Source organism: Aneurinibacillus tyrosinisolvens, assembly GCF_001015055.1.
GTDB lineage: Bacteria > Bacillota > Bacilli > Aneurinibacillales > Aneurinibacillaceae > Aneurinibacillus_A > Aneurinibacillus_A tyrosinisolvens.
On the sequence record NZ_BBWZ01000001.1, the window covers coordinates 152935 to 178565 of the forward strand.

Below are 25631 nucleotides of genomic sequence, written 5' to 3' on the forward strand. Positions count from 1 at the left end.
CAATGACAGCAGCAACAGGGACACTGTACGGAGTAGGTGTCGGACCGGGAGACCCCGAACTGATAACGGTGAAAGCATACCGGGTGATGAAGGAATCGCCGGTTATCGCGTATCCGCGAAAGCTCAAGGGAAGCAAGAGTTATGCCTATCTTATTGCTGAACAATACATTGATCAGCAGGAAAAGGAAATGCTGGGGCTTGTGTTCCCGATGACGAAAGAGAAAGACATCCTAGAGAGGGAATGGAATAACACCGTTCGGGAAGTGTACGACCGGCTCGCAGCCGGCAGTGATGTGGCTTTCATTACAGAAGGCGATCCGATGCTGTACAGCACATTCATTCATATGATGCGGCTCATGCAGGAGCAGCACCCGGAAATAAAAATCATTTCCATTCCCGGCATTTCTTCGATAAACGGCGTGGCTTCCCGCCTGGGTCTCCCGCTTGCGGACGGGGATGAGCATGTAGCCGTCATTCCGGCAACGGATAACCGCGAGGAGATGAAGGAAGCACTGCTGAACCACGATTGTGTCGTATTCATCAAGGTGGCAAAAGTCATCGATGTCATGATTGATGTGTTAAATGAACTTGGCCTGGCGGAGAAAGCTTCTGTCGTTACAAAAGTAACATCAGGCGAAGAGGTTGTATGGCCGAACGTAGCCGAATTGAAAGGTCTTGAGCTAGAGTACTTAACATTGATGGTGGTGAGAAAATGAAGGTATATATCATAGGAGCAGGTCCTGGAGATCCGGATTTAATTACGGTAAAAGGGCTGCGTTTGCTGCAAGAGGCCGATGTTGTGCTGTGGACGGATTCTCTCGTAAATGAGGAATTAGTAAATCGTGCCCGTGCTGGTGCCGAAGTTATAAAAACAGCCGGAATGACGCTTGAGGAAATGGTGGAAATTATGGCGGACCGGGTGCAGCAGGGCAAAATGGTTGCCCGTGTCCATACCGGGGATCCGGCGGTATACGGGGCGATTCTCGAGCAGATGGTTCTCTTAAAACAGCGCGGCGTGGAATATGAGATTGTTCCGGGCGTCAGCTCCGTGTTTGCATCGGCTGCAGCGCTTGGTGCTGAACTTACCGTACCTGATTTGACCCAGACGCTCATTTTAACACGGGCGGAGGGGCGTACGCCTGTACCGGAACGTGAGCAGCTAAAGGATTTGGCTTCCCACCATTGCACAATTGCCCTGTTCTTAAGTGCCACGCTTGTAAAAAAAGTAGTGGACGATTTCCTGGAAGCAGGCTGGAGTCCGGAAACTCCGGTCGCTGTCGTTTACCGGGCCAGCTGGCCTGATCAGAAAATTGTCCGCTCTACGCTTGAGCACCTTGCGGAAGATATGCGGGCGAACGGCATCCGTTCACAGGCAATGATTCTGGCCGGATGGGCGCTTGATCCGCACATTACCGATACTGACCAATTCCGCTCTAAATTGTACGATAAAGAGTTCACCCACAGATTCCGCCGGGGGATCCCGTCATGAACGAAGTGAAAAACAGCATGATCGAGCTGCAGGAGGGAGAAATCCCCTCTATCCGGCAGGCAGGCAGATATGCGATCGTTGCGATTACCCGCCATGGCGTTGAAAGGGCCCGTACGCTCTTTAACAAGTTTCCCGGTGCCGACCTGTACTACATGAGCAAGTTCGAACGCGGGGATGAAGCTGAGAAGGGAATTCAAATGTTTACAGGAACGGTGCGCCTGCTTTTTCCGGCGCTTTTTCCTGCTTATGATGGTATCATTGTATTTATTTCACTTGGCGCTGTCGTCCGGATGATTGCGCCCGTGTTAAAGGACAAGAAGGTCGATCCGGGCGTCGTGGTAGTGGATGACCGGGCGCAATTTGCCATCAGCGTCCTGTCTGGGCATCTCGGCGGGGCGAATGAACTGACGCAGGAAATAGCCGCTATCCTCGGGGCACAGCCCGTTATTACAACGGCTTCCGATGTGCAAAAAACAATTCCGGTCGATTTATTTGGCAGGCGGTTCGGCTGGGAATGGGATGCTGAATCGGAGAAGAAGCTGACGCCGGTAAGCGCGTCGGTTGTAAACGAAGAACACGTCGCCATTGTACAGGAATCAGGGGAGAAAGACTGGTGGATGCACGATACGCCGATGCCTGCTTCCTTGAAAGTCTATCCTTCGATCAACGAGGCGCTTCGCGCCGCCCCGAATGCGGCGCTTGTCGTTACACATCGTGTGCTGTCGCCTGAAGAAAGGCCGATTCTGAGCAATGGTGTGCTATACCGTCCGAAAGTCGTTGTCCTTGGAATGGGCTGCAACCGGGGGACGTCGGCAGAGGAAATCGAACAGGTCATCCATTCAACATTAGATGAACTTCAAATTTCGATTCAGAGCGTAAAAGCGATCTGCACAATCGATCTAAAGAAAGACGAAGCGGGACTTATCGAAGTTTGCGGCAAATACAAATGGGAGTTTGTTTGCTATACACCGGAAGAACTAAATGAAATCATGATAGAAGATCCGTCGGAAACGGTGTTTAAATATACGGGGGCTTACGGGGTAAGCGAGCCGGCGTGTAAACGATATGCAGGAACAAATACGCTTGAACTCGTAAAGAGAAAATCAGGCAATGTAACAATATCGGTCGGATTGATTTCCTACTAGAAGGAAGGGTGGTGTCCCCTTTTGGGAGATAGAAGAATTATTATCGCAGGAACGGGAAGCGGGGCAGGCAAAACGACCATTACACTGGGCTTAATGGCTGCCCTGCGGCAAAAGGGGCTCGTTGTTCAGGGATTTAAATGCGGTCCAGATTACATCGACCCGGCCTACCATACGGCCATTACCGGCAGGCCTTCCCGCAACCTGGACAGCTGGATGCTGCCCGAAGATACCGTGGGGGAAATTCTCCACCGGGGCAGCAGGGATGCGGATGTTTCGATTATAGAAGGCGTTATGGGGTTATATGACGGGAAAAGTCCGACAGAGGACACGGGCAGCACGGCTGAAATCAGCCTGCTCACCGGCACCCCGGTCATCCTCGTGCTCAACGTCCACAGCATGGCCCGCAGTGCGGCAGCTGTTGTCAAAGGGTTCCAGGCGCTCAATCCGGCTGTTCCCATCGTTGGGGTCATTGCCAATCACGCAGGCAGTGAGGGGCACGGCAAAATCATTAAGGCGGCTGTAGAGCAGGAATGCGGGATTCCTGTGCTCGGTACGATTGTACGGACGCCTGATATTGCGATTCCGGAACGGCATTTGGGGCTGCTTCCGGCTGTGGAACGGGGAGAACTTGATCCGTTGTTTGAGCGGATCGGCGAAATCGTTTCGCAAAGCATTGATTTAGACCGGATTATTGACCTGGCCGTCTCGCAGCCGCTTCCAGCGGTGCAGGCCCCCCTTTTCCGGGAAGCAGCGGGGAAACCGGTTGTTAAGCTTGCGGTAGCCAGGGATGCGGCCTTCAATTTTTATTACCCGGAAAATATCGAAATGCTGGAGGCAGGCGGTGCGGAATGCGTTTTCTTCAGCCCGCTGGCCGGGGAAACCGTACCGTATGACGCGGATGGCCTTTATATCGGCGGTGGCTTTCCTGAAGAATTTGCCGCCGTGCTTGCCGGTGCGCAGGAAAGCCGGGAATCGATACGCCAGGCGATTGAAAGAGGCATGCCCGCGTTTGCAGAGTGCGGCGGGTTTATGTATTTAACAGAAGAGATTGTCACAAGTGACGGACAGGGTTACCCGATGGTCGGCCTGATTCCGGGGCGGACCCGCATGCAGACGAAACGGGCAGCGCTCGGCTACAGAGAAGTGACGGGAATGGAAGGGAATTTTCTGCTTGGAGAGGGAGAAAGCGCCCGCGGCCACGAATTTCATTATTCCACATTCGAGCCGGGGGGCGGTATCGTTCCGGCCTATCAAACGAAGGGCAGGTTCGGGAGCAAGCAGGAAGGGGTGCTCATCCAAAACCTTGTGGCAGGCTATACGCACATCCATTTCGCCTCCCAGCCGCAATTTGTGAAACGCTGGATGGAAGCCTGCCTGTCTTTTAAAGAAAGCACAGTGCACAGGGATCGTGTATGAGTGATTTTTTGCTCCCTGTCATGCTAAACATACGGAATAAGAAGTGCATCGTGGTGGGCGGCGGGAAAGTAGCGGCAGGGAAAGTTTCCTCCCTGCTGGAAGCCGGAGCGCTTGTAACCGTAATAAGTCCGGCTGTTATTGAAGAGCTGCAAGAGCTTGCACATAGAAGCATCATTGTATGGGAAGAAAAGCGTTTTGAACCGGCTGATCTTGCTGGTGCGTTCCTCATTTTTGCCGCCACAAACGATGGAGAAGTCAATCTGTCTGTACGGAGGGCGGCTGCGCCCAATCAACTGGTCGCCCTTGCCGACAACCCTGCGGACAGTGCGTTTACGATGCCGTCTTACTTTCGGCGGGGCAAGCTTACGATTGCCGTTTCCACAAACGGGGCAAGCCCGGGACTGGCAAGGAAAATCAAGCAGGATCTCGGCAGCCGGTATGACGAGTGGTATGAAGCCTATATTGATTTTCTGGCGCAGGCCAGGGAGTCCGTACTGCGAACGGTGCCCTGCCAGGAAAGCCGCCGGATCATTTTTAAGCGGCTCTTAGGCGATGAATTTATGGAATATGCCCGGCGAAAAGACAGCGAGGGATTGCAGCGGCTGCAGGAGGATTTACTGGAACAGGTGAAAACGGATAGAGGGGGAGGCAGTGAAGGTTAACATGAAGACAGGAAAAGTATATCTGGTGGGGGCGGGACCCGGGGATGAGAAGCTTATTACCATTCGCGGAATGGAATGTTTGCAGGCCGCTGATGTCGTGGTTTATGACCGGCTGGCCAACCCGCGCCTCCTGAAATATGCAGGTCCGGACACGGAGTTTATTTACTGCGGCAAGCTGCCCAAACGGCACACCCTGCGCCAGGAATCAATTAATACGCTGCTTGTAGAAAAAGCTCTGGAAGGAAAGAGTGTTGTCCGCCTTAAAGGGGGAGACCCCGGGGTATTCGGCCGCGTTGGTGAGGAAGCCGCTGAGCTTGCGGCACATGGGGTTGAGTATGAAATTATTCCCGGTATCACCGCCGGCATCGCGGCGCCGATTTATGCAGGCATTCCTGTCACGCACCGCGAATACGGCACAACGTTTGCTATTGTCACAGGGCACGACAAATCGGCGGACGGCAAGCCTTCCCTTGACTGGGCTGCTCTTGCCGCCGGGGTGGATACGATCGCCTTTTATATGGGGATTGCGAATTTGCCCCATATTTGTGAACAGCTGATTGCGCACGGCCGCGCTCCGGAAACGCCGATTGCGCTTATCCGCTGGGGAACAATGGGCAGGCAGAAGACGCTGACAGGAACCCTTGCATCGATTGTGGAAGAAGTAGACAAGTCCGGCTTTTCCAATCCCGCTATCATTCTTGTCGGCGAAATCGTACGTTTGCGTGAAACGATCAGTTGGTTTGAAAAAAACCTCTGTTCGGGCAGCAAATTCTGCTGGCGCGCACGGGCGGGGAACCTGGCCGCCTTGCAGACATGCTAATGGATAGAGGAGCCGATGTCATCGAATATCCCGCTTTTTCTGTCCGCCCCCTCTACACAGGAGAAACGGATGCCGTGCTCGCATCGATTGCTGAGTATGATGAAATTCTCTTCACATCTCCCGAGAGTGTTGATTTCTTCTTTCAACGGCTGCGTGAACGGGAACTCGACATTCGTGCGGTACGGGCCCACTTCTACACGCTGTCCGAGCGGACAAAAAGAAAACTGTGGAGGATGGGTTTCTCGTCAGCCAATATAGAAGAGAAGTTATCCGGCGAAAGCGCGCTCATCATAGGTGAAAAAAACACGGTAAGCCGCTTGAATGCGTATGCACCGCCAGGAGGCAATTGCAAGGTTCTTGCTATCTATGAGAAAAAAGAAGCCGAAGAATACAGCAGGAATATGATCCGGCTGCTTGAAGAAGAAAAGGTGAATACCGTTGTTTTTCCAAGCGCCGCTTCGGTTCACACTCTAATAAGCTCCTTAACCGAAGCAGGAGTGAACCCGGCTTCTATTTTATGTGCTGTATGCATCGTCTGTATGGGGGAAAAAGCAGCAGCAGCGGTGGAGAAGGCAGGATACCGGATTAGCGGGCTGCCGGATTCCCCTTCACCTGAGGATTTGATACAGTATCTTCAGCGAAATACAGTAAGGATACGATAGAAACGGGGGATACGGCATGGGGAAACCGGATAAAAACAGAGGATTAACACTTGTATATACAGGAGATGGCAAGGGAAAAACAACGGCTGCACTCGGCCTCGCCGTACGTGCGGCCGGCCGCGGCAAACGTGTGCTTATTATTCAATTTATTAAGTCGCCGGAGCGGACATACGGCGAGAAAATCATATTCGATAAAATCGGCATCGAAATCTATCAGAAGGGCACCGGGTTTACCTGGCTGAAAACGCCCGAGGAGCATAGAGAAGCGTTGAAAACGGCCTGGGCTTTTACAAAAGAAAAGGTAACGAGCGGCGCTTATGATGTCGTTATCCTTGATGAATTGAACAATGCCCTGGCCATCAGCACATTTCCGATCGAAGACGTGCTTCCGCTCCAGGAGGTGCTTGAGTTGATCGAAAGCCGGCCGCACGGCATGCACATGGTCATTACCGGGCGCAGCGCCAGGCAGCAAATCATCGACAGGGCTGACCTTGTGACAGAAATGAAGCCGGTGAAGCACTACTATGAAGAAGGCATTCCGGCAGTACTGGGGATTGAATTTTAAATGGGCCACATTGAAAAATTCGGGCATGGCGGCGATTTGCTGACAGCTTCTGCCGCGTTCGGCGTGGAAAAAGAGAAGCTTATCGACTTTAGCGCCAACATTAATCCGCTGGGCCCGCCGCCTCGCGTACTGGAGAGAATACAGGAAGAGATGAAACATATGGTCCACTATCCTGATCCGGCTCATCGTTCTCTCACTGCGCTGCTCGCCGCAAAATACGGCGTGGAAAAAGAAATGTTGATTGTGGGGAACGGGGCGGCGGAATGCATTTCGCTCGTCCTTCTTGCTTTTGCCCCGAAAAAAGTAGGGGTGATCTACCCGTCATTTCTGGAATATAAGCAGCTGGCGGAGGCGTTTGGCGCCTCTGTACACGGATGCACCGGACAGGCTGAGAAAGAATTTCTCCCTGACCCGGATGAGTTGTACCCGCTGTTTGAAGCTGTGGATATGGTGTTCATCGGCCACCCGAATAACCCAACCGGCATGATGTACGATACGGATGCCTGGTAAGGATGGCTGACTGGGCAGAACAATTGCATACCTATATGGTGGTAGATGAGGCGTTTCTTGATTTTTTGCCGCCGGACAGGCAGGTCACATTGATAGATCGACTTCACCGCTATTCCAGCGTCATCCTGCTTCGCTCTATGACGAAATTCTATGCGATACCTGGCTGCGCCTTGGCTTTAGTATCGCGCCTGCTTCATTGATCCAAAAGATGAAGCGAAAACAGGTGCCCTGGAGTGTAAACGGCCTGGCGCTTGCGGCAGGGGAAGCATGCTGTGCGGAGCCTGAATACGAAAGGAAGACACGGGAGCTGATTGCGGGGGAGCGTTCCTATTTATCCCGGCGTATTCGGGAAAGCTTTGGCTGGCACGTCTGGCCTGGACAGGCAAACTTTCTTCTCATCCGCCTTCATCCGCACCAGACCGCGGGAGAGCTCCAATTAAAACTTGGCAAAAAGGGGATTATGATTCGAAGCTGTGCCATGTATACCGGGTTAACCGAACGCGATTTTCGCATCGCTGTCCGGAGCCGGGAAGACAATGATCGGCTGCTGGACGCTCTGGCCGGCATCGCAGAAGAAGGAGAGGGCTGTTAAGTGAGCATTGTTTTTATTACAGGCGGGGTGCGATCGGGCAAGAGTGCCTTCGCTGAGAGACTGGCACGGGAGAAGGGGGATTCGGTCCTCTATATCGCAACGGGAGTCAATACGGATGCGGAGATGGAGCAGCGCATCCTCCTTCATCGAACAAGGCGCCCTGCCGCCTGGGGGCTGCTTGAGGTCCCTTATGATGTTCCCGGCTCCGTTTCACAGTATGAAGCCTATGACACTGTTTTGTTTGACTGCGTATCAACCTGGGTGACGAATTTGCTGCTCCGGGTTCCGGAGGAGAAATGGCGCGACAAACAGGTGACAGAACAAATCCTGCGGCAGGTAGAAGAATGGGTAGGAGCGCTCCGGTTTTATCCGGGGACGGTTGTCATCGTTTCCAGTGAAACAGGCCTGGGGGGGATCGCTATGTCACGCCTGGGCCGCTGGTTCCAGGACGTTCTCGGCGAAGCCAACCAGCACCTTGCAGAGCAGGCGGATGACGTATACGCCGTGCTGTCAGGAATCCCGGTAAAGCTGAAGGGGGCTTCGGCATGAATCCTCTGTTTCACGCGATTGCCTTCCTTACAAGAATTCCTGTTCCACGCCTGAGCGCAGAAACGAAAGACTGGGAGAAAAGCGTTGCTTACTACCCGGTTGTCGGTCTGCTCATCGGTACGATACTGTGGGGAGCTTTTTTGCTTGCGCAGTATGTGTTTCCCCTCCCGCTGGCGGCTGTTATTGTGCTATCGTTCTGGATTTTTATCACCGGCGGGCTTCATCTCGATGGGTGGATGGATCTGGCTGATGGACTGGGAAGCAGCCGGACAAGGGAACGGATTTTTGAAATTATGAAGGACAGCCGGGTGGGCGCCATGGGCGTTACAGCCGCGATTGTTTTATTTATGATAAAGGGAACGGCACTGTACGAAATCGCAGCGTCCCGTTCCTTTTTCTGGCTTATCCTTCCTCCTTTTATTGCAAGATTTTCTCTTGTTGCGGCTATCTGGTTCTGGCCTTATATTACAGAGAGGGGAATGGGGACGGGACTGCGCAGCGGATTGACAGGCTGGCTCGTTCTTGCCGGGTTTCTTTTCACAAGCATTTTTGCAATTTTTTTCTACGGATGGGCCGGTGGCGCGGTGCTTGCTGCCGCTTTTGTTACAGGGTGGCTGTTTCTGCGGAATGTCTCCCGCCGCCTTGGAGGGCTGACAGGGGACTGTTACGGCGCGCTCGTAGAGTGGATAGAATTGAATGTACTGCTGTTTATCGTGATCGCGGAGAGGTTTCTTGTATGAGATGGATCTGGGTACGGCACGGTGAAACCGAAGACAATATCCAGGGCCGGTACCTCGGCCATTATGATGCCCCACTGGCTCCTTCGGGGAGAGAGCAGGCTGCCGCCGCTTCTGAAACGCTGTCCGGTGAGCACATAACCCGGATTTATACGAGCGACTTACTTCGCTGTGTTGAAACCGCACATACAATAGGAAACAAACAGAGAATCAAGCCAGTTTTAACGAGTGCGCTGCGGGAACTGGATTTCGGAGAGTGGGACAGGAAGACGTATGATGAGATCATAAGAGAGAATAAAGTACATATTGAGAGATGGTATGGGAATCCATATGAAGTTTCTCCCCCCCAGGGAGAAACCTTATCCCAGTTGGGAGAGCGCCTGGACAACTGGCTGCACCGCCTGCAAAAAGAAATGCAGCCTGATGAAACGGCCCTGCTTGTCAGCCACGGCGGGCCGATTCGCTGGTTTCAGGCCGCCTGGCTGGAGGGGGATGGCAAACGGTTCTGGTATGTTCCGAATGTACGCCACGGAAAGATTTTGAAAGCAGAATGGCATGAACAGGCAGGCTGGGTACCTGTTCGTTAACTAGAGAGAAAAGAAAAACATGGAGAGGAAAGAGGAGAGGAATATGAAAGCTACCACAGGCATTGCCTGCCATACGTTTGGCGAGCTGCTGCAGGGCCAGTTGGAGGGGTCGCCCTTCCTTGTCTCACTCCCTGTAGCCAGCTATGTACGAGCGACGTTTTACCCCGGTTCCGGAGGAGAACTCGTTACTTCTCCCCAGAAGATTAAAGTACGGCGCATGATTCGCCGGATGGCGGAAAAATACGAAATTCCTATTCATGGCACGCTTTTGCTTGAACAGTCTCTCCCGGAAGGAAAAGGGTTTGCCACAAGCACAGCGGATATGGTGGCGGCATGCCGGGCTGTGGCAAGAGCGTATCATCTGCCTTTGCTTCCCGAGCATATTTCTTCCCTTCTCGTCTCCATTGAACCTACAGACGGAATTATGTATGAAGAGATTGTTGCCTATCGGCATCATAAAGGAGAGATGTTTGCTTCACTCGGTTCTCTTCCCCCGCTTACCATCGTAGGTATTGATAAGGGGGGCAAAGTAGATACCGTGTCCTTTAATAAGAACCGGATCGCCTATTCATATAAGGAAGAGAGGGAGTATGCCTTTCTTTTACAGAAACTTCAGGAAGCTTTTCGAATGGGAGATAGTGAGCTTATCGGACATATTTCCACCCGCAGCGCCGAAATGCACCAGAAGCACCTGGGCCATCCGTATTTCTCCGAGCTTGCTGCGCTTTGCCGGGAAATAAAAGGGCTTGGCGTTGTCATTGCGCACAGTGGAACGCTGGCAGGGATTCTGCTTGATGCACAATCTCCGGCCTGTAAACAGCAAACGGCAGATATTATGCAGAAAATTACGGATCGAACCCAGTCCACCTACGTATTCCAATGTGCCGGGAATGAAAAGAAGGTCACCGTATGACACAGCCGTTCCGCACGGGAAACATGCATCCATCCCTTGTCTGGCCGGATGTTTCTGTTCATTATAAAGGAGACCATCTGCTGTTCAAAACAACGGAGGTTTTGACGGTGTTCAGCAACGCGCTCTGGCAGGGTGGGATGGCGACCGCTTCCCATTTTGTAAACTGGAAAGTTCCTCTTAATTACCGTTCTGAGGACCCGGCTGACATGATGCACAGCCAGGTTGCTGCCTGGGGCTACCCTCCGGACGAAACGGTTGGGCTGCAAACAGCCGCAAAAATTACGCACGCTTCGATTGCTGAGGACGTGGGAGATAAGTTTCGGATGATTTGCTGTGCCACGGCGGGAACGAGAAACGGCGCGCGTGCCGGAAGGCAAAGAGAGACGTTTTCCGCTTACCGCTGCGGGACGATTAATGTTTTTCTCCTATTGGATGCGAACATGACCCCTTCAGCTATGGTAAACGGAATCGTCACGGCAACAGAGGCAAAAACGGCTGCTCTCCAGGATTTAAACATTCGGGAGGAATCCGGAGAACTGGCTACGGGAACGACGACGGATGCCGTCGTTCTGGCTGTAAGCCAGCGGCAGGAGTATGGCGTGCCGCACCAGTTTGCCGGGGCGGCGACAACGATTGGCAACGCGATCGGAAGGCTTGTGTATGAAACAGTGTACGAAGCGGTCGTTACCCAGGGAGAGGCGTAGCAAATGGAGCATGTAATGATTCTGTTGGCCGCTTATTTGCTTGACCTTCTTGTCGGGGACCCCCGCTGGCTGCCGCACCCTGTTGTGTATATGGGAAAATGCATTGCCTGGCTGGAGAAAAAAATCCGCAGGCAGAAATTCCGCGAAGATCAACTGAAAAGAATAGGGATCGTGTTCCCGCTTGTTTTGGTTGGAGGCAGCTTTCTGCTTGTTTGGCTTTTCCTTAAGGGGCTGGCTTTCATTCATCCGTGGCTGGCCTGGGCGGCGGAAGCCTGGCTCATCTCTACTACGATCGCCGCCAGGGGGCTGGGAGAGGCGGGAATGGAAATTTACCGGCATTTGAAGAAGGAAAAAGTAGAAAACGCCAGAAAAGCACTGGCCATGGTTGTCGGCAGAGACACCGAAGTTTTAAATGAACGGGAAATTTCCCGCGGAGCCGTGGAAACGGTAGCGGAAAACATTGTCGATGCCATTGTTTCCCCGCTGCTTTATGCGGCGCTTGGCGGCGCTCCGCTCGCGATGGCGTATCGCGCGGCGAATACGCTCGATTCTATGGTAGGGTATAAAAATGAACGGTACGCCAACCTGGGGTGGGCCTCCGCCCGTTTCGATGATGCCGTTAATTATATTCCCGCCCGGCTGGCCGCCATCGTCCTCGTTATTGTCAGCTGGATGATGCGGCTCGATTGGCGGAAGTGCTTTGCTGTCATTCGCCGGGACGCCCGCCTCCATCCGAGCCCGAACAGCGGGTTTACCGAAGCAGGTGTGGCGGGAGCCTGGGTATTCAACTCGGGGGCGTGAATTATTACCAGGGGATTGCCTCCAACAGAGCAAAAATGGGGGATGCGGCGCGCCCCATTCAAGCAAACGACATTAAAGAAACGGTGAGCATGATGCACCTTGTTTCGTTCTTATTCCTGCTTCTTTGTTTGCTTTTTCGCATGGCTGCCGAAGCCATCTAAACGAAATTCAGCAATAAAGAAAAGCGACTTTTTTCTGTGTCCCGCGTCAAATTAAACATAGAAAAGAAACGGCGAAAAGAGGTAACAGGAGGAGAATGATAGGTGGACAACAAGAATAAAATAGCTCGTCAGACGCGGCATAGCGGCGAGGAATCAACCGGTGCGAAAATTTACCGATTGCCTTATCCTGAAGTGAAGCGGAATAAAAAGCGTTCCTGGCGGACGTTCTTCCCGGCACGGAAGTGGATGAAGAAAGGACGGCAGATTTCTCTTATCGCGCTTACGGTCCTTGCTTTGCTCGGCGCAGGTGCATGGAGCGGCAAAACCTTTTTTAACTCTCCGGATGTTACAAGTCAGACCGTAGTGCAGGAGATTCATGATTTATCCTACCTGACGACAGCAGAAGCGGTTGTAACCACCACGCTCGAAGGCCAGGATGCGTACCAGTTTTACAATATGAAAGTACCGGGGACGGAGCGCTTCTTCCATATTGATGTGCCGGCCAAACTGCTTGTCGGCATTGATTTAACGAAGCTGACGCCATCCGATATTAGCATCGACGGAAGTAACAAGCAGATTACCGTTCTGCTGCCGCGCGCGGATTTTCTCCAGGAACCGAACATTGATATCGACAAAGTAAAGACGTTTTCAAGCCAGGAGGTTTTTCGGGAAAAGCTGACGCCTGAGGAACAGCAGCATCTGCTAACGCGGGCACGGGAACAGATTCGCGAGGAAGCTGCGGTGAGCGGGGTGCTGCAGGCTGCCGAGGATAGAGCGGTGAAGGTGCTGCAGCAGATCTACAAGCCGGTCGGATACCAGGTCAATGTAGCGTTTAAATAGCGAGAAACTAACACATTATAAGTTAAAAATAGAGGATAGACTTAAGCAGGTAGTTATCTGCTTTACCTATCCTTTTTTGTCCTATAAAAAGACCTCTTTTACCGCTACATATATCATCAAATATTTTTTGTTGGATCTTTTTGTAAAATTTTTTGCTTTTATTCAACTTGCTGCCATTACTTCTGTGTTTAATGCTTCGGGACGTGACGATGGGAATTTACTATTGTTTCTTACAAGTCCACATTTACTATTCTTAGAAGATTATTCTTGGTATATAAGAGACAATGTATTTAGGAAACGGAATGATCTTTTGGTATTTGGTAAATATAATTGGATGGTTCATAATTGGTTGGTTTATAGACTTCATAATCAAGATAATTAAGCATAAATAATACGATAGAAACCTTAAAAATATCTTTGGGGTTTCTTTTTAATTCTTTCTGTATTTATTTGTCCAACTATACTGCCCGTTGCAACCCTGCTCTATTCGTTGACTGACTATGTTTTATATAATTCTGCACGTCCATGGAAGACATCCTTTCTCAGAATAGCAATACGAACATATATTTACCTGAATCACTGGACACAAAAAAGCAGATACCGAAGCAAGAATTGTGGTGTCTGCTTTCGTTTATATGTTTAATGAATAGCCTTTGCTCTTCTTTCCTCATATGTCTTTTCATCATCTGTTCCAAATCCATAACCAGCATGGATAATGGAAGTAACAGGTGGACCTGGGGTTAAAGCGATTTTCCACTTACCATTTTCTTTAGCCACAACAATAATGAAATAATTCAATCCATTAATGCCACGTTTATTTTGTTTATGTACTTGGTAGTCAACAGTAATATAAAAAATTTTCATGTCTTCAAATTTACCTATATAATGCGAAGGTATATAAATTTGCCCATACTGAGAAGGTAACTCCCTCCATGCTACAAGTTTTGCTTTTTTGATATTGAGGAAACCAAGCTTCTTTTCTTGGTATTCCTTATCATTTATCTGTTGGGCAAGGTCTTTCCTACGTTCCTTAACCCAAAGTTGAGGAATGGCACTCCAGTTGTGTTGATTTAGAGTATCAATATATTTCTTGACCACAGTAAGTGCTGAACTCTCTTGTGCTTGGACGGAAATAGTAGTCATGAAGAGTAGCAATAACAGTAAAACGGATACATTTCTCCTTTGCATTGGCTATTTCTCCCTGCCATGTTTGCTGATAAGATAAATTATGATAGAATAAAAAAGGGATGGATAAATAAGGGATATGAGGAATAATTCATAATATGATAGGTAGCTTGTTTCACCGATATCATAATCTTTATCTTATCTTTCTAATGATATCTTCCGTCTCCATATTGGGAGAATGGAAACTTTCACCGTTCGACGACAACTTCAGATTCAGCTTTGGAGCATCCGTATTTTTCTTTATTTTGCTTTGGACCCGAAAGCTAAATCCTTTGCTTTGTGGAATGGTCGTGTGTGCTGCCGTTATTGCCTTTAGAACATTCATCGATTTTATTTTATTAATCCCCCATCCATCACCCGTAAATCACGTTCCTGCCGCTTGCTTTTACTTTTTCTTTTCCTTGCTATTCGTTGTGTTTCGTGTATCCAATATCAAAGACCGGCCAATACTGCTGGGTTTTGCTGGAGTTCTTCTGGATGTTTTATCAAATCTGTGCGAGCTCTTGGCAAGAACCTATTTGTTTGGTGCTGAACTGACTGTTATGAAGTTTAATATGATCGTGTTCATCGCTATTTTTCGCAGTTATTTCGTTATTGGGTTCTTTACTCTCCTTAAGCTACAGGAAGCCAAAGTGGAAGAAAGAAATCTGAGGAAAAAAAATGAACAAATCCTAATGCTGGTGTCCAACTTGTTTGAAGAAACGGTTCATGTGAAAAATTCTTTGAAAATTATGGAAGAAATTACGCTAAGAGGATACCAGATCTATCATTCTTTAAAAGAGGCTCGATGGCCTGATTCTAACTTAGATAAAGAGGTCAGTAACATCTTAACGTTAGTTGGCCAAATTCATGATTTTAAAAAAAATAACCAGCGTATTTATGCCGGACTTCAGAAGGTGATCAATCAAAAAGAAATAAGCGAATATATGAAAATCGACCAATTGGCTCAAATCGTCATCAATTCTAATCAGAAGTATGCTGAGATCCTTGGGAAAAGGATTGAATTCGAGACGGATGTTGAGCCAACGGATTATGAAGTATATGTTTATACGTTCTTATCCCTGGCGAATAATCTGGTCGCCAACGCGGTGGAAGCTATAATCGAAGAGGATTGCTCTTATATAAAGTTGTCGGTTTATAGGCAGCCTGAATCTTTAATAATTTCTGTAGAGGATAATGGCCCCGGCGTACCGGAACAAAAAAAAGAGATTATTTTTAACCCGGGTTATACCACAAAGTTTGACAGCACCGGATCTCCTTCTTCAGGAATCGGGTTAACGTTTGTACAACAAGTGGTCAAGAAATTGGGAGGCGACATAAAAGTGGAGCAACCGATCCTTGGAAGAGGCATACGTTTCGTTATCAACATCCCATATCCAGAGAACGAATTGATCAGGCGGACTAAAATATGAAGTTCTTCATAGCAGACGACGACGCATCTATAAGGCAGATTCTCCGTGACATTATCGAAGACAGCGGTCTGGGGGACATAGTCGGTGAATGCTGTGACGGGAATATAGAGAGTGAGGTGCTTTTTTCCAAAAAAGTTGAAATTTTACTTATCGACTTGATGATGCCGGGAAGGAGCGGAATTGAGGTTATCAGTCAGTTAAAAAGCCATGGGTTCCAGGGAGCGATCGTAGTGATCTCACACATCAATTCCAAAGAAATGATCTCAAGTGCTTATATGGAAGGTATAGAATACTACATAGTTAAGCCGATCAATAAAATTGAGGTTCTTTCTATCTTCAATAAACTACAAGAAAATTACAGGATAAAGATGGCCTTGAAGAATGTTCAGGATGCTCTGAATCTGGCCGGTAAATCTATAATGACCAAAGACAAGTCACGAGACAGGTTGGATGTTCTTCCTGCGGTGAAGTCAATCTTGCATGATCTCGGACTTGCCGGAGAACCGGGATATCACGATTTGATGGACATTATCCATGTTCTGTTAAATAAAGAACCGAGACGGGATGAATTCCCGAAGCTTAAGGAACTGTATGAGGAAGTGGCTCAAATGAAATGGAAGACTGGTTGTCCTTCGGAGCTTGCCAGAGAAATCAAGGCCTGTGAGCAGCGCGTCCGCAGGGCGCTAAGCCGGTCGCTGATGCATATTTCCTCCATTGGATCGGTAGATTACAGCAATCCGGTCTTCGAGAAGTATGCACATAAATTTTTTGATTTTCAACAAATACGCAGAGCCATGAGAGATATGCAGGACGACAGGTTGTCCCCTTCTTACCCGGTGAATGTCAAAAAATTCATTCAAGTACTGTATCTGGAAGTCCAAGAAAACCGCAACCTACCCACCGGTTAATGGAAGGACAGGCTCGGGGCTTTTATTTGCTTTAGACGAAAGACGCTAACCTTAACAGGAGGGCGTCTTTTTTCTTTTTTCATGAAGCAAATGACAATCTCACCCTAACTCTCGGTAAGTATTACTCACCGGTCATTCGAATAAGTCACCTTTTATCGGTTTATTCATTCTTATAGTCGAATACGTCTGTTATCGTCTTTTCGAATGCCTGTGCAATCTTGAAAGCGAGAATCAACGAAGGATTATACTTGCCTTTCTCGATATAAGCAATCGTCTGCCGGCTTACCCCTACACGATCCGCCAATTCCTGTTGCGTCCATCCTTTCTCTGCCCGGCATACGACAATACGATTCGCTAACAAAACGATCACCACCTATTCGGATTATAAACAATACCTTACATTTTGTAAATAAAACCTAACTTTATGTTAAAATACATTTTTCATTTATATTTTAATTGTAAGATTCTGTACTTTTGATTGTAATATTGTGTAGTTTTCGGTAGAAACAGGATTACAATTACTCTTGTTAGATGGCCATCTAATGTGTCCGTTCACATCTCGCAGCTCCTCATCTTGTAATGACGGAAAGCCTATGCGTTCTCTCTTTTATCTTTCGGCAAATTCGTACTCTGATTGCCATGTGATACTTTCAGAAAAAGGGTGAGATGATGAAAACTTTATTAAGTAACCGTGAAAAAGAGGTAGCCATTCTGATTGCCAAGGGTTATACAGATGTGGAAATTGCAAGAAAATTGTTCATCAGCAGACGAAGAGTGGGAGAAATTATTTTCGCTATCAAATCCAAATATCAAGTAGGTTCTCGAGTGAAAATCGGAATCATGGTTTATCATCAAGGCTGGCTTGATATTCAGGATATTATAGGGGCTAATGACCATGCGGAAAAAAGTACCGTATATTGAGCAAATGGAACATAGCGAATGCGGCGCAGCCTGCCTTGCTATGCTGCTCTGCTACCATGGTTACCATACCACCTTACCTGAGATTCGGGACGTGTTCGGCTCTTCCAAGAAAGGATTCTCTCTTCATGATCTGATCCGGATGGGCAGCTCGTTCGGACTTGCGGGAAAAGCTTACAAAGCGGAGCCTGCACAACTGAACGAGGCGTCCTTACCCTGCGTCCTGTTCTGGGAGAATAAGCACTATGTCATTTTAGAGCGGGTAGGTAAGAAGATGTATACGATTGTAGATCCCGCATTTGGAAGACGACAGATTGCATGGGACAAGCTTCCAAATCACTATTCCGGCTATCTATTGACCTTTCATCCGAACGAGCAGTTCAATACCCGGGAGAGGAAGTCGGGAAGCAATTTTCTGCTGTTCCATATCCTAAAGCAGAAGAACATTCTCGCCTGGATTGCTGTCGCTTCCCTTCTGCTGCAGGGCGTAGGATTTATCGTTCCTCAACTCACCAAGTGGATAATTGACCAGGTGATTGTTCCGGCCAATGCAAGCTACATTACAACCATCGGTCTGGGAGTTCTTGGTTTGTATATTTTCCACCAATGCTTCTCACTGCTTCGAAGCTATATGATTGCGCGATTACAAACAAAGATGGACTCTTCTCTCATGTCCGTGTTTATTACCAAACTATTCGATTTGCCCTATTATTTCTTTGAGAGCAGAACGAGTGGAGATCTGGTATTTCGGGCCAATTCCAACATTATGATCCGACAGATACTCTCCTCCCGGGTTATATCATTGGTTATCGATCTTGTGCTGATTTTCGGGTACGCCATCACGATGTTCTGTCTGCAGTGGCAGCTTAGCCTCTTAGTTATTACCTTAAGTATATTTGTAGTTGCCGCCTTGATGATCAGCAGCCAATGGATTAAGCGGCTATCCGATCAGAATATAGCAGTACAGTCCAAGACCCAAAGTTACTTAACGGAAAGCATTTATGGAATTTGCGACATCAAGGTGCTGGGGATTGAAAAGAAAATATTTAAGCATTGGCAGGGGTTGTTCCATGAACAGCTTGCCATAGCTCAAAGGCAGAGCATGCTATCTTCTTTTCTGGACACCTTCGGATCGGGGATCCAACTGATTACTCCGCTGACCCTGCTGTGGCTGGGTTCCGGTATGGTTCTCAATAAGGAGCTGACCCTCGGTGGGCTGCTGGGTTTTACTGCACTTGCCACCTCTTTCATTGTACCCATTCTTTCCATGAGCACAACCTATTCCCACTTTCTGATTCTGGGTTCCTATATTCAACGTCTGCAGGATGTGATGGACAGCAAGCCTGAGAACAAAAATGGGATAGGATTAGAGCAGCTAAAAGGAACAATCGAGCTGAAGAATGTATCTTTCCGGTATGATTCCTTCGGCAGCGACATCCTGTCTGATATTAATCTAACGATCAAATCGGGCGAAAAAGTGGCCATTGTTGGTGAATCCGGTTCCGGAAAAAGCACCTTATCCAAACTGCTGCTTGGCTTGTACTCCCCCTCAAAAGGGTGCATTCACTTTGACAATGTTCCTCTTGAACAGTTGGATCTCCAGTGGCTGCGCAGTCAAATGGGGGCCGTTCTTCAGGAAACCCGGCTGTTCCATGGGACGATATTGGAGAACATTCAGCATCTAGATGATAAGCTTTCCATCGAACAGGTGGCCGCGGCCGCACATGTTGCGGACATTCATGAGGAAATTCTCAAGCAGCCAATGAGCTATTTCACCATGATTTCGGAAGCGGGAAGCAACTTCTCAGGCGGTCAGCGGCAGCGGCTGCTGTTGGCCCGCGCTTTGGTCACACAGCCAAAAATTCTTATTCTTGATGAAGCAACCTCCGCACTGGATAATCTGTCGGAATCGAGAATTCAAGGGAATCTGCAAGAGCTTGAGTGTACCCAAATCATTGTGGCCCATAGGCTGAGTACAATTGTAGATGCCGACCGGATTGTCCTTTTGAAAAACGGTCGCATTCAGGAAATTGGGAACCACCAGGAACTCATGTCCAAACGAGGCGTTTACTACCATTTATACACTGTACAAGGGGAGAATGAGAATGAAGAGATGGTTATCTAAAGCAGCACTGGTTACCTTGTTAGCAGTAGGGAGTAGTTTAACTTTCTACCAGTCGTCGGAAGCTAAGAACACTTCTGCATATTTAATCGTTTTTCGGAACTCACAGATTCCAGCTGAGATTATCCATTTATTAAATGAACGCTATCCGCATCTAAAGACGACGGTTGTCCAAGAAATCGGGACCATCAAATTTGAGGAGACAGCGGATGGCGAAGCGGATAAAGTTATGGAGGAAATTAAACGTCAGTATGCGGGGAGCATTGAACAGACCGGACCTGAACAAAGGATGATGCTGCCTAAGCCGCCCGACGACACCAAGGTCTCCCCTGATCAATACATGCGGAAAGAAATGGCATTTCAAGACAACTCCATCTCCCAACTATCAGGTACGAATTTACAAAGAGCAGAATTCTACCAACAGTTCGGCTGGGATATCAAGAAAATAACCGGAGATGGCCAGAGCTTCTTTAAAGAGAAAGGAAGTCACCGGGTGAGAATTGCTGTTATTGACAGTGGGATTGACTTCAATCATCCTGATTTGAAAGCAAACATCGTATCAAAAGGCCGCTCGTTCATTCCTCAAGTAGATAATACGGAAGACCATCTTGGCCATGGAACGATGGCGGCTGGAACGATTGCGGCCAATGGCAAATTGCTCGGCGTAGGACCTGAACTGGGTATTATTCCTTACAAAGTCATGGAGAACTGGGAGGATGGCGCGGAATCGACATGGGTGACTCAAGCAATCATTCAGGCGACTAAGGATGGCGCGGATGTAATTAATGTCAGCCTGGGCACTTACAAATCCCTCCGCAACCGCGAGGACCGGGCTGTGGTAGAAGCTTATAGGAGGGCCGTTCAGTTCGCCTTTAGTAGAGGTGCCATTGTGGTAGCCAGTGCCGGCAACGAAGGCTTGGATTTAAGCAATCCGAAAGAAGTAGCGGAAAAACGCGGCTTCCCGGGAGACGCCCAAATGCATTTTCCTGGGGGGGGCGTACCGAATGTAATCAGTGTTTCCGCCACCAATAAGGCTGACCAGCTTGCATTCTATTCGAACTATGGCGAGCCTATCACCTTAACGGCACCCGGTGGAGATTATGGGCCTGACTATTTGACCCGAAAAATGATTGACCCCCGCTATATGGTATTGACACTGTATCCTACGAACCTAGAACTTCCCATATTGAATACTATACTTGGAATTCCAAATGGATATACGTTGAGTGCCGGTACCAGTCTTGCCGTTCCTAAAGTCACCGGGGCTGTTGGGGTGCTCATCGCCCATCAACAAGCCATAGGCAAAGGGCGTCTAAACCTGCGCATGATTAATAAGCTGCTAAAGGGAAGCGCGATTGATTTAGGCGTAAAAGGCAGTGATCCTACCTTCGGCTATGGCTTGGTCGATGTGAATAAAGCGCTGGATTTGCTGGACAGCCACAAGCTTGATGATGAGAACCAGAGACATGGCAAGGACCAAGAGAAGTAGGGTAGTTCCCAGACGGGTGAGGCCGCCCTATGAAAAATCTGCATCTTTGCGAAGTGCCTATAAAAGTAAAATTCATTTACAATGAACTTGCAAGACAAAATAACAAATTTTAGGAGGTAGTTGTAATGAATCGTTATCAAGTTCTGAGTGCATTGAAAGAGAATCATCCGGCAGGTGCTCCAATGGTGGAAGTTTCTGCAGAAGAATTGGCTCGTGTATATGGTGGCGGCGATGTTCAGGCCGAGACTACTCCGGTTTGTGCAGCAGCAGTGGCCAGCTCAGCAAATTGTGCGGCTGGCGCAGGATTAGTCGTAGGTGGAGCTATTTCTTACTTCTGGTGTTAAGTTAAGATAAGTTGTAATAATGCGTTCTTGATTTCAGGTTTACCTGTATGGTCTTAAAGTGTAAGAAATTAAAAATTACAGGAGGCAAGATGAGAATGAATCGTTATCAAGTTCTAAGTTCATTGCAAGAAAATCATCCTTCCGGTGCTAAAATGGTAGAGCTATCTTCCGAAGAGCTCGTACGAATTCACGGCGGTGGAGATGTAAAACCGGAAACGGTGCCTGTGTTCATTGCCAGTGTCGTGGCGGGTATGACTATCGTTAACTACATCAAAAATTAATCCAAGAGCTGAAGAAAACCATAGTGCTGATCGTACATAACACTATGGTTTTCTTCATTCCTAAAAGTCATACAGCTTGAAAATGGGGAGTGAATATATTAATGGAAATCAGTGCAACGGCATCCCGATCTATTTCAGATGAATTATATAAATCCTTAACCCTGAAGGAAAGAACTCAACTGATTCATGACTTGGACATTCGCACACAATTAACAAAGGAACAAATCGAACGACGTTTGAAGGAGTGGAAAGAGAAAGCTCTGCTAAGTGACCGTTCCTTGAATGAAAAGCTTCAGAAACAAGGAATAACAGAAGAGCTTTTTGCCAAAGTCTTAGAAGTTTCTCAAACTGATGAATGGACATATACATATGTATTGAGCAAAGAACAGAAGCCGGATTGGATGAAATCGCTGGATGAAGCCTTTCGTCTGCACCGGGAGCAACCCCTGGCGGAAATGGATCAGTTACATATCAGCTACGCCTTTCGTCCGTTTGTAATATGGGCAAGAACCAGGCTCAATCGATTTTATCAAGAAGTCTTACTGTCAGAAAGGGTGGATTGGAATCCCCTGCTTACTTCAATTCTTGAACACTTGGTTGCCGGGTTAACACAGATTGGGGCCAGAACCATCGTTCTGGAGATGTATGTTGCTAAACAATTGAATGAATTGGAAGGCGATTCACCCGAGCAGAGGTACGACTCCTTCGTAACAACCAAACTGCTGGATTATGAAGCTTTGGAATTTCTATACAAAGAATATCCCGTTCTTACACGTCTGCTCATGGTGCGTACCGAATTTTTCGTAAATGCAATCATAGAAGTGCTTACCCGATTTACTAGGGATTGGGAGCAAATTAAGGACCAATTACAGACATATGGTTCTCCTCTTACATCTTTATCCGCAGGGCTGGGGGATTCACATCAGCAAGGTCGGACGGTAATCAAATGTAAATTGGCATCGGGCCAGGAAATAATGTACAAGCCGAAATCGCTCTCTTTAGCCTATCATTTTAATCAATTATTGGCATGGTTTAACGGCAAAGGATTTAAGCCGGCTCTCAAGGGGCTTCGTATGATTGAGCGTGGGAATTATGCCTGGGAAGAATGCGTCATCCATCAAGGGTGCGATAAGAAAGAACAAATTGAGTACTATTACAAAAAGCTTGGCGGGCTGCTGGCTGTTCTTCATGTGGTGGGCGGAGCAGACTTTCATAGTGAAAATATCATCGCAGGCGGCGAGTTCCCGTTTCTGATCGATTTGGAGACCATTTTTCATCATGCTCCCCAACTGAACATTGAAGAAACAGCCGATGTAGAGACTAAATATAAAGTAGTTAATTCTGTGCTGGGCACCGGGCTGCTCCCGCATCTGTATTTTCGAACAGCAGATGGTCAGGGAATGGATATGGGTGGGATTAGCGCCAAAGAACAGGAGCTCCCTATGCCCGTTTTGCGGGTGGAAAACGAAGGAACGGACGAAATGTGCTTTGTACGCAAAAAGATCAAAACGGAAGTGAGCACACAGAATGTGCCAAAGCTGAACGCGCAAGCGGCAAATGCTGCTGAATATGTTGATTTTATAGTAGCAGGATTTAAAGAAGCGGCCCATATCATAATTAAGCATAAAAAAGAGTTCATCGGTGAAAAAGGTCCAATGGACAAATTCAAAGAAGATGTTATACGAATTATCGTACGTCCTACTCAATATTATATGAATTTCAATATGGAGGCCCAGCACCCGGACTATTTGAGAGATGCGAGAGATCGGGAGCAATTGTTGGACCGATTGTGGTTTACCATTCTGGATACTCGTCAAACTTTTTACGAACAGCAAGATTTGTTCGATGGGGATATTCCTTTTTTCACTACGAGTCCCGGAAGCACGGATTTGGTATCCAGTAGAGGGGAACGACTCCCCCAATTTTACGCCAAGCCGAGCTACGATATCGCAATAGACCGGATTACGAAGCTTACCGAGGAACATATCGATGAGCAAGCTGAATGGATCGAAGCTTCTGTTGTAAGCCAATTAAAACAAAATATAACTTTTGAACCCCGCGAAGTCTCGACGAAAGATTTAATAAAAGCCGATCACGCACTGTTTGTCGAGGAAGCGAAAAAGATTGGCTTCCGTCTTCTGGATAAGGCGGTGTATGGAAAGAAGGACGGCGCATCCTGGATTGGATTGGAAGCTAACTACCACGGGCAATGGCAGGTTTCGGCCGTGGAACGAGGATTGTACAACGGGCTCTCCGGTATAGGCCTGTTCCTGGCTTATCTGGCTCAAATGACCGGGGAGACGACATTTCGTAAGTTAGCTATAGAGACGGTAGAAACGATTATACAGGGCCGCATCTTTGTTAAAGATTTCGCGAGCGCATTCTATGGGAACGCATCAATTATTTATACGCTATCCCATTTTCTCGCTTTGTACGGCGAGCATCAGGACTGGCAATCCTACCTGGAGATGTCGATCGATAATATAGGCAAGAGTGTCGAGGACGATGGTTATTATGATCTTCTTGGGGGCGGAGCAGGAATTATTCAGGTCCTGCTAAATGCATACGAACAGTTTGGTTCGGAGCAGGCCCTCCTGATTGCCAGGGGTTACGGGGATCATTTACTGAAGAACAAGGTGGCCGTAAAGTATGGGGTCGGATGGAAGGCACCGGTAATGCAATCGTCGATGCTTGGAGGGTTTGCTCATGGAACAAGCGGGATTGCCTGGTCGCTGCTGCGGCTGCATCAGGCGACACGGAAGGAAGAATATTACGATACGGCGTTGTCGGCCATCCAATATGACCGAACTCTTTACGATAGTGAGAAAGGTAATTGGCTTGATTTGCGAGAAGAGCAACAGTCGGGTACATGTGCCGCTGCCTGGTGTCACGGGGCTGCAGGCATAGGCTTAAGCCGGCTGCTGTATAGATCCTATGTGAATGATCCTATAATGACCAGCGAGATTGAAACGGCGGTGACTACAACAGCCCGGAGCGGTATGGGTCGTAATCATGCGCTTTGTCATGGAGATTTGGGAAATGCCGAATTATTCCATATGGCTGGAACCTTGCTTGGACGAGCCGATTGGACTCAGCTTGCTCAGACCGTAGGGATGAGGGTCATTCAGGAAAAACAGGTGGAAGGCAAATACCGCACGGCAGCTCCCCGTTATATTGAAGTTCCGGGTCTGTTCCTCGGATTATCCGGGATCGGTTATCAATTATTGCGTTTGGCCCGCCCCGATCAAATCCCATCCGTGTTAACTTTGGAAAAAGCAGCAATAAAGTAGTCGATTTGCGGCAGTACGTAATATTACATTTACTGCCATTTTGTATTGTATTTATAACATTAAGTTAGTTTTTATTTACATTTTGTTATATATATCATATAGTTAGCTCGGGAGGTGATTTCCTTTTTTAATTCCGTCGTTAGTCCTCACTTATGAAATTGCCTAAGCATTCGAAAAGCCTTTGACAGATTTATTTGGCTATAAAGAGGAGGAAAATTAATGGATTATACTAAAATTATTGGTCTGATATTTATAGGGGTGGCAGCCTTTAGCGTCATTTACTACAACAACTTTCAGAAAAGCGCCGAAGGGAAAGACGAAAGAGGGATGTTAATTCAATATCAAACGTACAAATTTATGTTTCAGATTGTGTATTGCGGAGTTGGCATTTTGCTTGTTCTGAGAATGGTAAGAATCTTCTCGATCGAACAGCTGGAAAATTCCTTATATATTCTTCTTATTCTGACTTATATATTAGGTGCTTTTTACATCTATCGGAAAGGAAAATAATTTTATCATCCGAAGGAGT

26 protein-coding genes and 2 pseudogenes are annotated in these 25631 nt (G+C 48.0%); 26 read left to right on the forward strand and 2 right to left on the reverse strand.

From position 1 onward, the window contains the following. The first annotated feature begins 2 nt into the window (after positions 1-2). The 17 genes and pseudogenes from cobI to MBEAL2_RS00780 all read left to right on the forward strand — a co-directional run bounded on the left by cobI (position 3) and on the right by MBEAL2_RS00780 (position 13153). Positions 3-716 carry a precorrin-2 C(20)-methyltransferase gene (gene cobI / locus MBEAL2_RS00710; RefSeq protein WP_047150412.1) on the forward strand — a complete coding sequence of 238 codons (714 nt, stop codon included), beginning with the start codon at positions 3-5 and terminating at the stop codon, positions 714-716. After that, the gene (cobM, locus tag MBEAL2_RS00715; protein ID WP_047150413.1) at positions 713-1489 is read left to right on the forward strand and encodes a precorrin-4 C(11)-methyltransferase; all 777 of its coding nucleotides are present in this window, start codon (positions 713-715) and stop codon (positions 1487-1489) included. Before cobI ends, cobM begins: the two co-directional genes overlap by 4 nt. Further along, entirely contained in the window at positions 1486-2634 is a 1149-nt protein-coding gene (locus tag MBEAL2_RS00720; RefSeq protein WP_082129677.1) for a cobalt-precorrin 5A hydrolase, read from the forward strand. Before cobM ends, MBEAL2_RS00720 begins: the two co-directional genes overlap by 4 nt. 21 nt (positions 2635-2655) lie before the next feature. Then, the gene (locus MBEAL2_RS00725) at positions 2656-4050 is read left to right on the forward strand and encodes a cobyrinic acid a,c-diamide synthase CobB (RefSeq protein WP_047150414.1); all 1395 of its coding nucleotides are present in this window, start codon (positions 2656-2658) and stop codon (positions 4048-4050) included. Further along, positions 4047-4712 carry a precorrin-2 dehydrogenase/sirohydrochlorin ferrochelatase family protein gene (locus MBEAL2_RS00730; RefSeq protein ID WP_047150415.1) on the forward strand — a complete coding sequence of 222 codons (666 nt, stop codon included), beginning with the start codon at positions 4047-4049 and terminating at the stop codon, positions 4710-4712. The genes MBEAL2_RS00725 and MBEAL2_RS00730 overlap by 4 nt, the downstream gene beginning before the upstream one ends. Then, positions 4702-5532 carry a uroporphyrinogen-III C-methyltransferase gene (gene cobA, locus MBEAL2_RS28725; protein ID WP_236692649.1) on the forward strand — a complete coding sequence of 277 codons (831 nt, stop codon included), beginning with the start codon at positions 4702-4704 and terminating at the stop codon, positions 5530-5532. Before MBEAL2_RS00730 ends, cobA begins: the two co-directional genes overlap by 11 nt. Continuing rightward, the gene (locus tag MBEAL2_RS28730) at positions 5532-6194 is read left to right on the forward strand and encodes a uroporphyrinogen-III synthase (protein ID WP_052947337.1); all 663 of its coding nucleotides are present in this window, start codon (positions 5532-5534) and stop codon (positions 6192-6194) included. Before cobA ends, MBEAL2_RS28730 begins: the two co-directional genes overlap by 1 nt. A gap of 16 nt (positions 6195-6210) precedes the next feature. After that, positions 6211-6759: a cob(I)yrinic acid a,c-diamide adenosyltransferase gene (cobO, locus tag MBEAL2_RS00740; RefSeq protein WP_047150416.1), complete on the forward strand. Its 549-nt coding sequence runs from the start codon at positions 6211-6213 to the stop codon at positions 6757-6759. Further along, positions 6760-7469 (forward strand): annotated as a pseudogene (locus MBEAL2_RS33875) (pyridoxal phosphate-dependent aminotransferase). 8 nt (positions 7470-7477) lie between these two features. After that, positions 7478-7861, forward strand: a complete 384-nt coding sequence (locus MBEAL2_RS33880) for an aminotransferase class I/II-fold pyridoxal phosphate-dependent enzyme (protein WP_369405447.1) — start codon at positions 7478-7480, stop codon at positions 7859-7861. Continuing rightward, complete coding sequence (cobU, locus tag MBEAL2_RS00750; protein WP_047150417.1) at positions 7862-8410, forward strand: bifunctional adenosylcobinamide kinase/adenosylcobinamide-phosphate guanylyltransferase; 549 nt, start codon at positions 7862-7864, stop codon at positions 8408-8410. After that, the gene (cobS, locus tag MBEAL2_RS00755) at positions 8407-9150 is read left to right on the forward strand and encodes an adenosylcobinamide-GDP ribazoletransferase (RefSeq protein WP_047150418.1); all 744 of its coding nucleotides are present in this window, start codon (positions 8407-8409) and stop codon (positions 9148-9150) included. Before cobU ends, cobS begins: the two co-directional genes overlap by 4 nt. After that, a complete protein-coding gene (locus MBEAL2_RS00760; RefSeq protein WP_047150419.1) occupies positions 9147-9734 on the forward strand; it encodes a histidine phosphatase family protein in 588 nt (195 codons plus the stop codon). The genes cobS and MBEAL2_RS00760 overlap by 4 nt, the downstream gene beginning before the upstream one ends. A gap of 43 nt (positions 9735-9777) precedes the next feature. Beyond that, entirely contained in the window at positions 9778-10647 is an 870-nt protein-coding gene (locus MBEAL2_RS00765; protein WP_052947338.1) for a GHMP family kinase ATP-binding protein, read from the forward strand. Next, positions 10644-11351 (forward strand): adenosylcobinamide amidohydrolase, encoded by a 708-nt coding sequence (locus MBEAL2_RS00770; protein WP_047150420.1) that lies wholly within the window; start codon positions 10644-10646, stop codon positions 11349-11351. Before MBEAL2_RS00765 ends, MBEAL2_RS00770 begins: the two co-directional genes overlap by 4 nt. 3 nt (positions 11352-11354) lie before the next feature. Then, positions 11355-12313, forward strand: a pseudogene (gene cbiB / locus MBEAL2_RS00775) (adenosylcobinamide-phosphate synthase CbiB). 102 nt (positions 12314-12415) lie between these two features. Continuing rightward, a complete protein-coding gene (locus MBEAL2_RS00780; protein WP_047150421.1) occupies positions 12416-13153 on the forward strand; it encodes a DUF4230 domain-containing protein in 738 nt (245 codons plus the stop codon). 639 nt (positions 13154-13792) lie between these two features. On the opposite strand, the gene MBEAL2_RS28735 is transcribed toward MBEAL2_RS00780, so the two are convergent. Beyond that, complete coding sequence (locus MBEAL2_RS28735) at positions 13793-14341, reverse strand: hypothetical protein (RefSeq protein ID WP_052947339.1); 549 nt, start codon at positions 14339-14341, stop codon at positions 13793-13795. Positions 14342-14436: 95 nt separating this feature from the next. On the opposite strand from MBEAL2_RS28735, the gene MBEAL2_RS00795 reads away from it, so the two are divergent. Beyond that, positions 14437-15750: a sensor histidine kinase gene (locus MBEAL2_RS00795; protein ID WP_047150423.1), complete on the forward strand. Its 1314-nt coding sequence runs from the start codon at positions 14437-14439 to the stop codon at positions 15748-15750. Then, a complete protein-coding gene (locus MBEAL2_RS00800; protein ID WP_047150424.1) occupies positions 15747-16658 on the forward strand; it encodes a response regulator in 912 nt (303 codons plus the stop codon). Before MBEAL2_RS00795 ends, MBEAL2_RS00800 begins: the two co-directional genes overlap by 4 nt. A 160-nt stretch (positions 16659-16818) precedes the next feature. Here MBEAL2_RS00800 and MBEAL2_RS00805 read toward each other — a convergent pair whose 3' ends face one another. Then, the gene (locus MBEAL2_RS00805; RefSeq protein WP_047150425.1) at positions 16819-17019 is read right to left on the reverse strand and encodes a helix-turn-helix transcriptional regulator; all 201 of its coding nucleotides are present in this window, start codon (positions 17017-17019) and stop codon (positions 16819-16821) included. 305 nt (positions 17020-17324) lie between these two features. Here MBEAL2_RS00805 and MBEAL2_RS00810 point away from each other — a divergent pair, with 305 nt between their 5' ends. The 7 genes from MBEAL2_RS00810 to MBEAL2_RS00840 all read left to right on the forward strand — a co-directional run bounded on the left by MBEAL2_RS00810 (position 17325) and on the right by MBEAL2_RS00840 (position 25612). Continuing rightward, on the forward strand, positions 17325-17579 hold the full coding sequence (locus MBEAL2_RS00810) for a response regulator transcription factor (RefSeq protein WP_439644802.1): 255 nt from the start codon (positions 17325-17327) through the stop codon (positions 17577-17579). Then, on the forward strand, positions 17554-19701 hold the full coding sequence (locus MBEAL2_RS00815; protein ID WP_052947340.1) for a peptidase domain-containing ABC transporter: 2148 nt from the start codon (positions 17554-17556) through the stop codon (positions 19699-19701). The genes MBEAL2_RS00810 and MBEAL2_RS00815 overlap by 26 nt, the downstream gene beginning before the upstream one ends. After that, positions 19682-21187, forward strand: a complete 1506-nt coding sequence (locus MBEAL2_RS00820; protein WP_047150427.1) for a S8 family serine peptidase — start codon at positions 19682-19684, stop codon at positions 21185-21187. The genes MBEAL2_RS00815 and MBEAL2_RS00820 overlap by 20 nt, the downstream gene beginning before the upstream one ends. A gap of 125 nt (positions 21188-21312) precedes the next feature. Next, the gene (locus MBEAL2_RS00825) at positions 21313-21531 is read left to right on the forward strand and encodes a mersacidin family lantibiotic (RefSeq protein WP_047150428.1); all 219 of its coding nucleotides are present in this window, start codon (positions 21313-21315) and stop codon (positions 21529-21531) included. Between the two features lie 95 nt (positions 21532-21626). Then, a complete protein-coding gene (locus MBEAL2_RS00830; RefSeq protein ID WP_047150429.1) occupies positions 21627-21812 on the forward strand; it encodes a mersacidin family lantibiotic in 186 nt (61 codons plus the stop codon). A 101-nt stretch (positions 21813-21913) separates the two neighbouring features. Continuing rightward, a complete protein-coding gene (locus MBEAL2_RS00835; RefSeq protein ID WP_047150430.1) occupies positions 21914-25102 on the forward strand; it encodes a type 2 lanthipeptide synthetase LanM family protein in 3189 nt (1062 codons plus the stop codon). Between the two features lie 219 nt (positions 25103-25321). After that, positions 25322-25612: a hypothetical protein gene (locus MBEAL2_RS00840; protein ID WP_047150431.1), complete on the forward strand. Its 291-nt coding sequence runs from the start codon at positions 25322-25324 to the stop codon at positions 25610-25612. Positions 25613-25631: the final 19 nt, after the last annotated feature.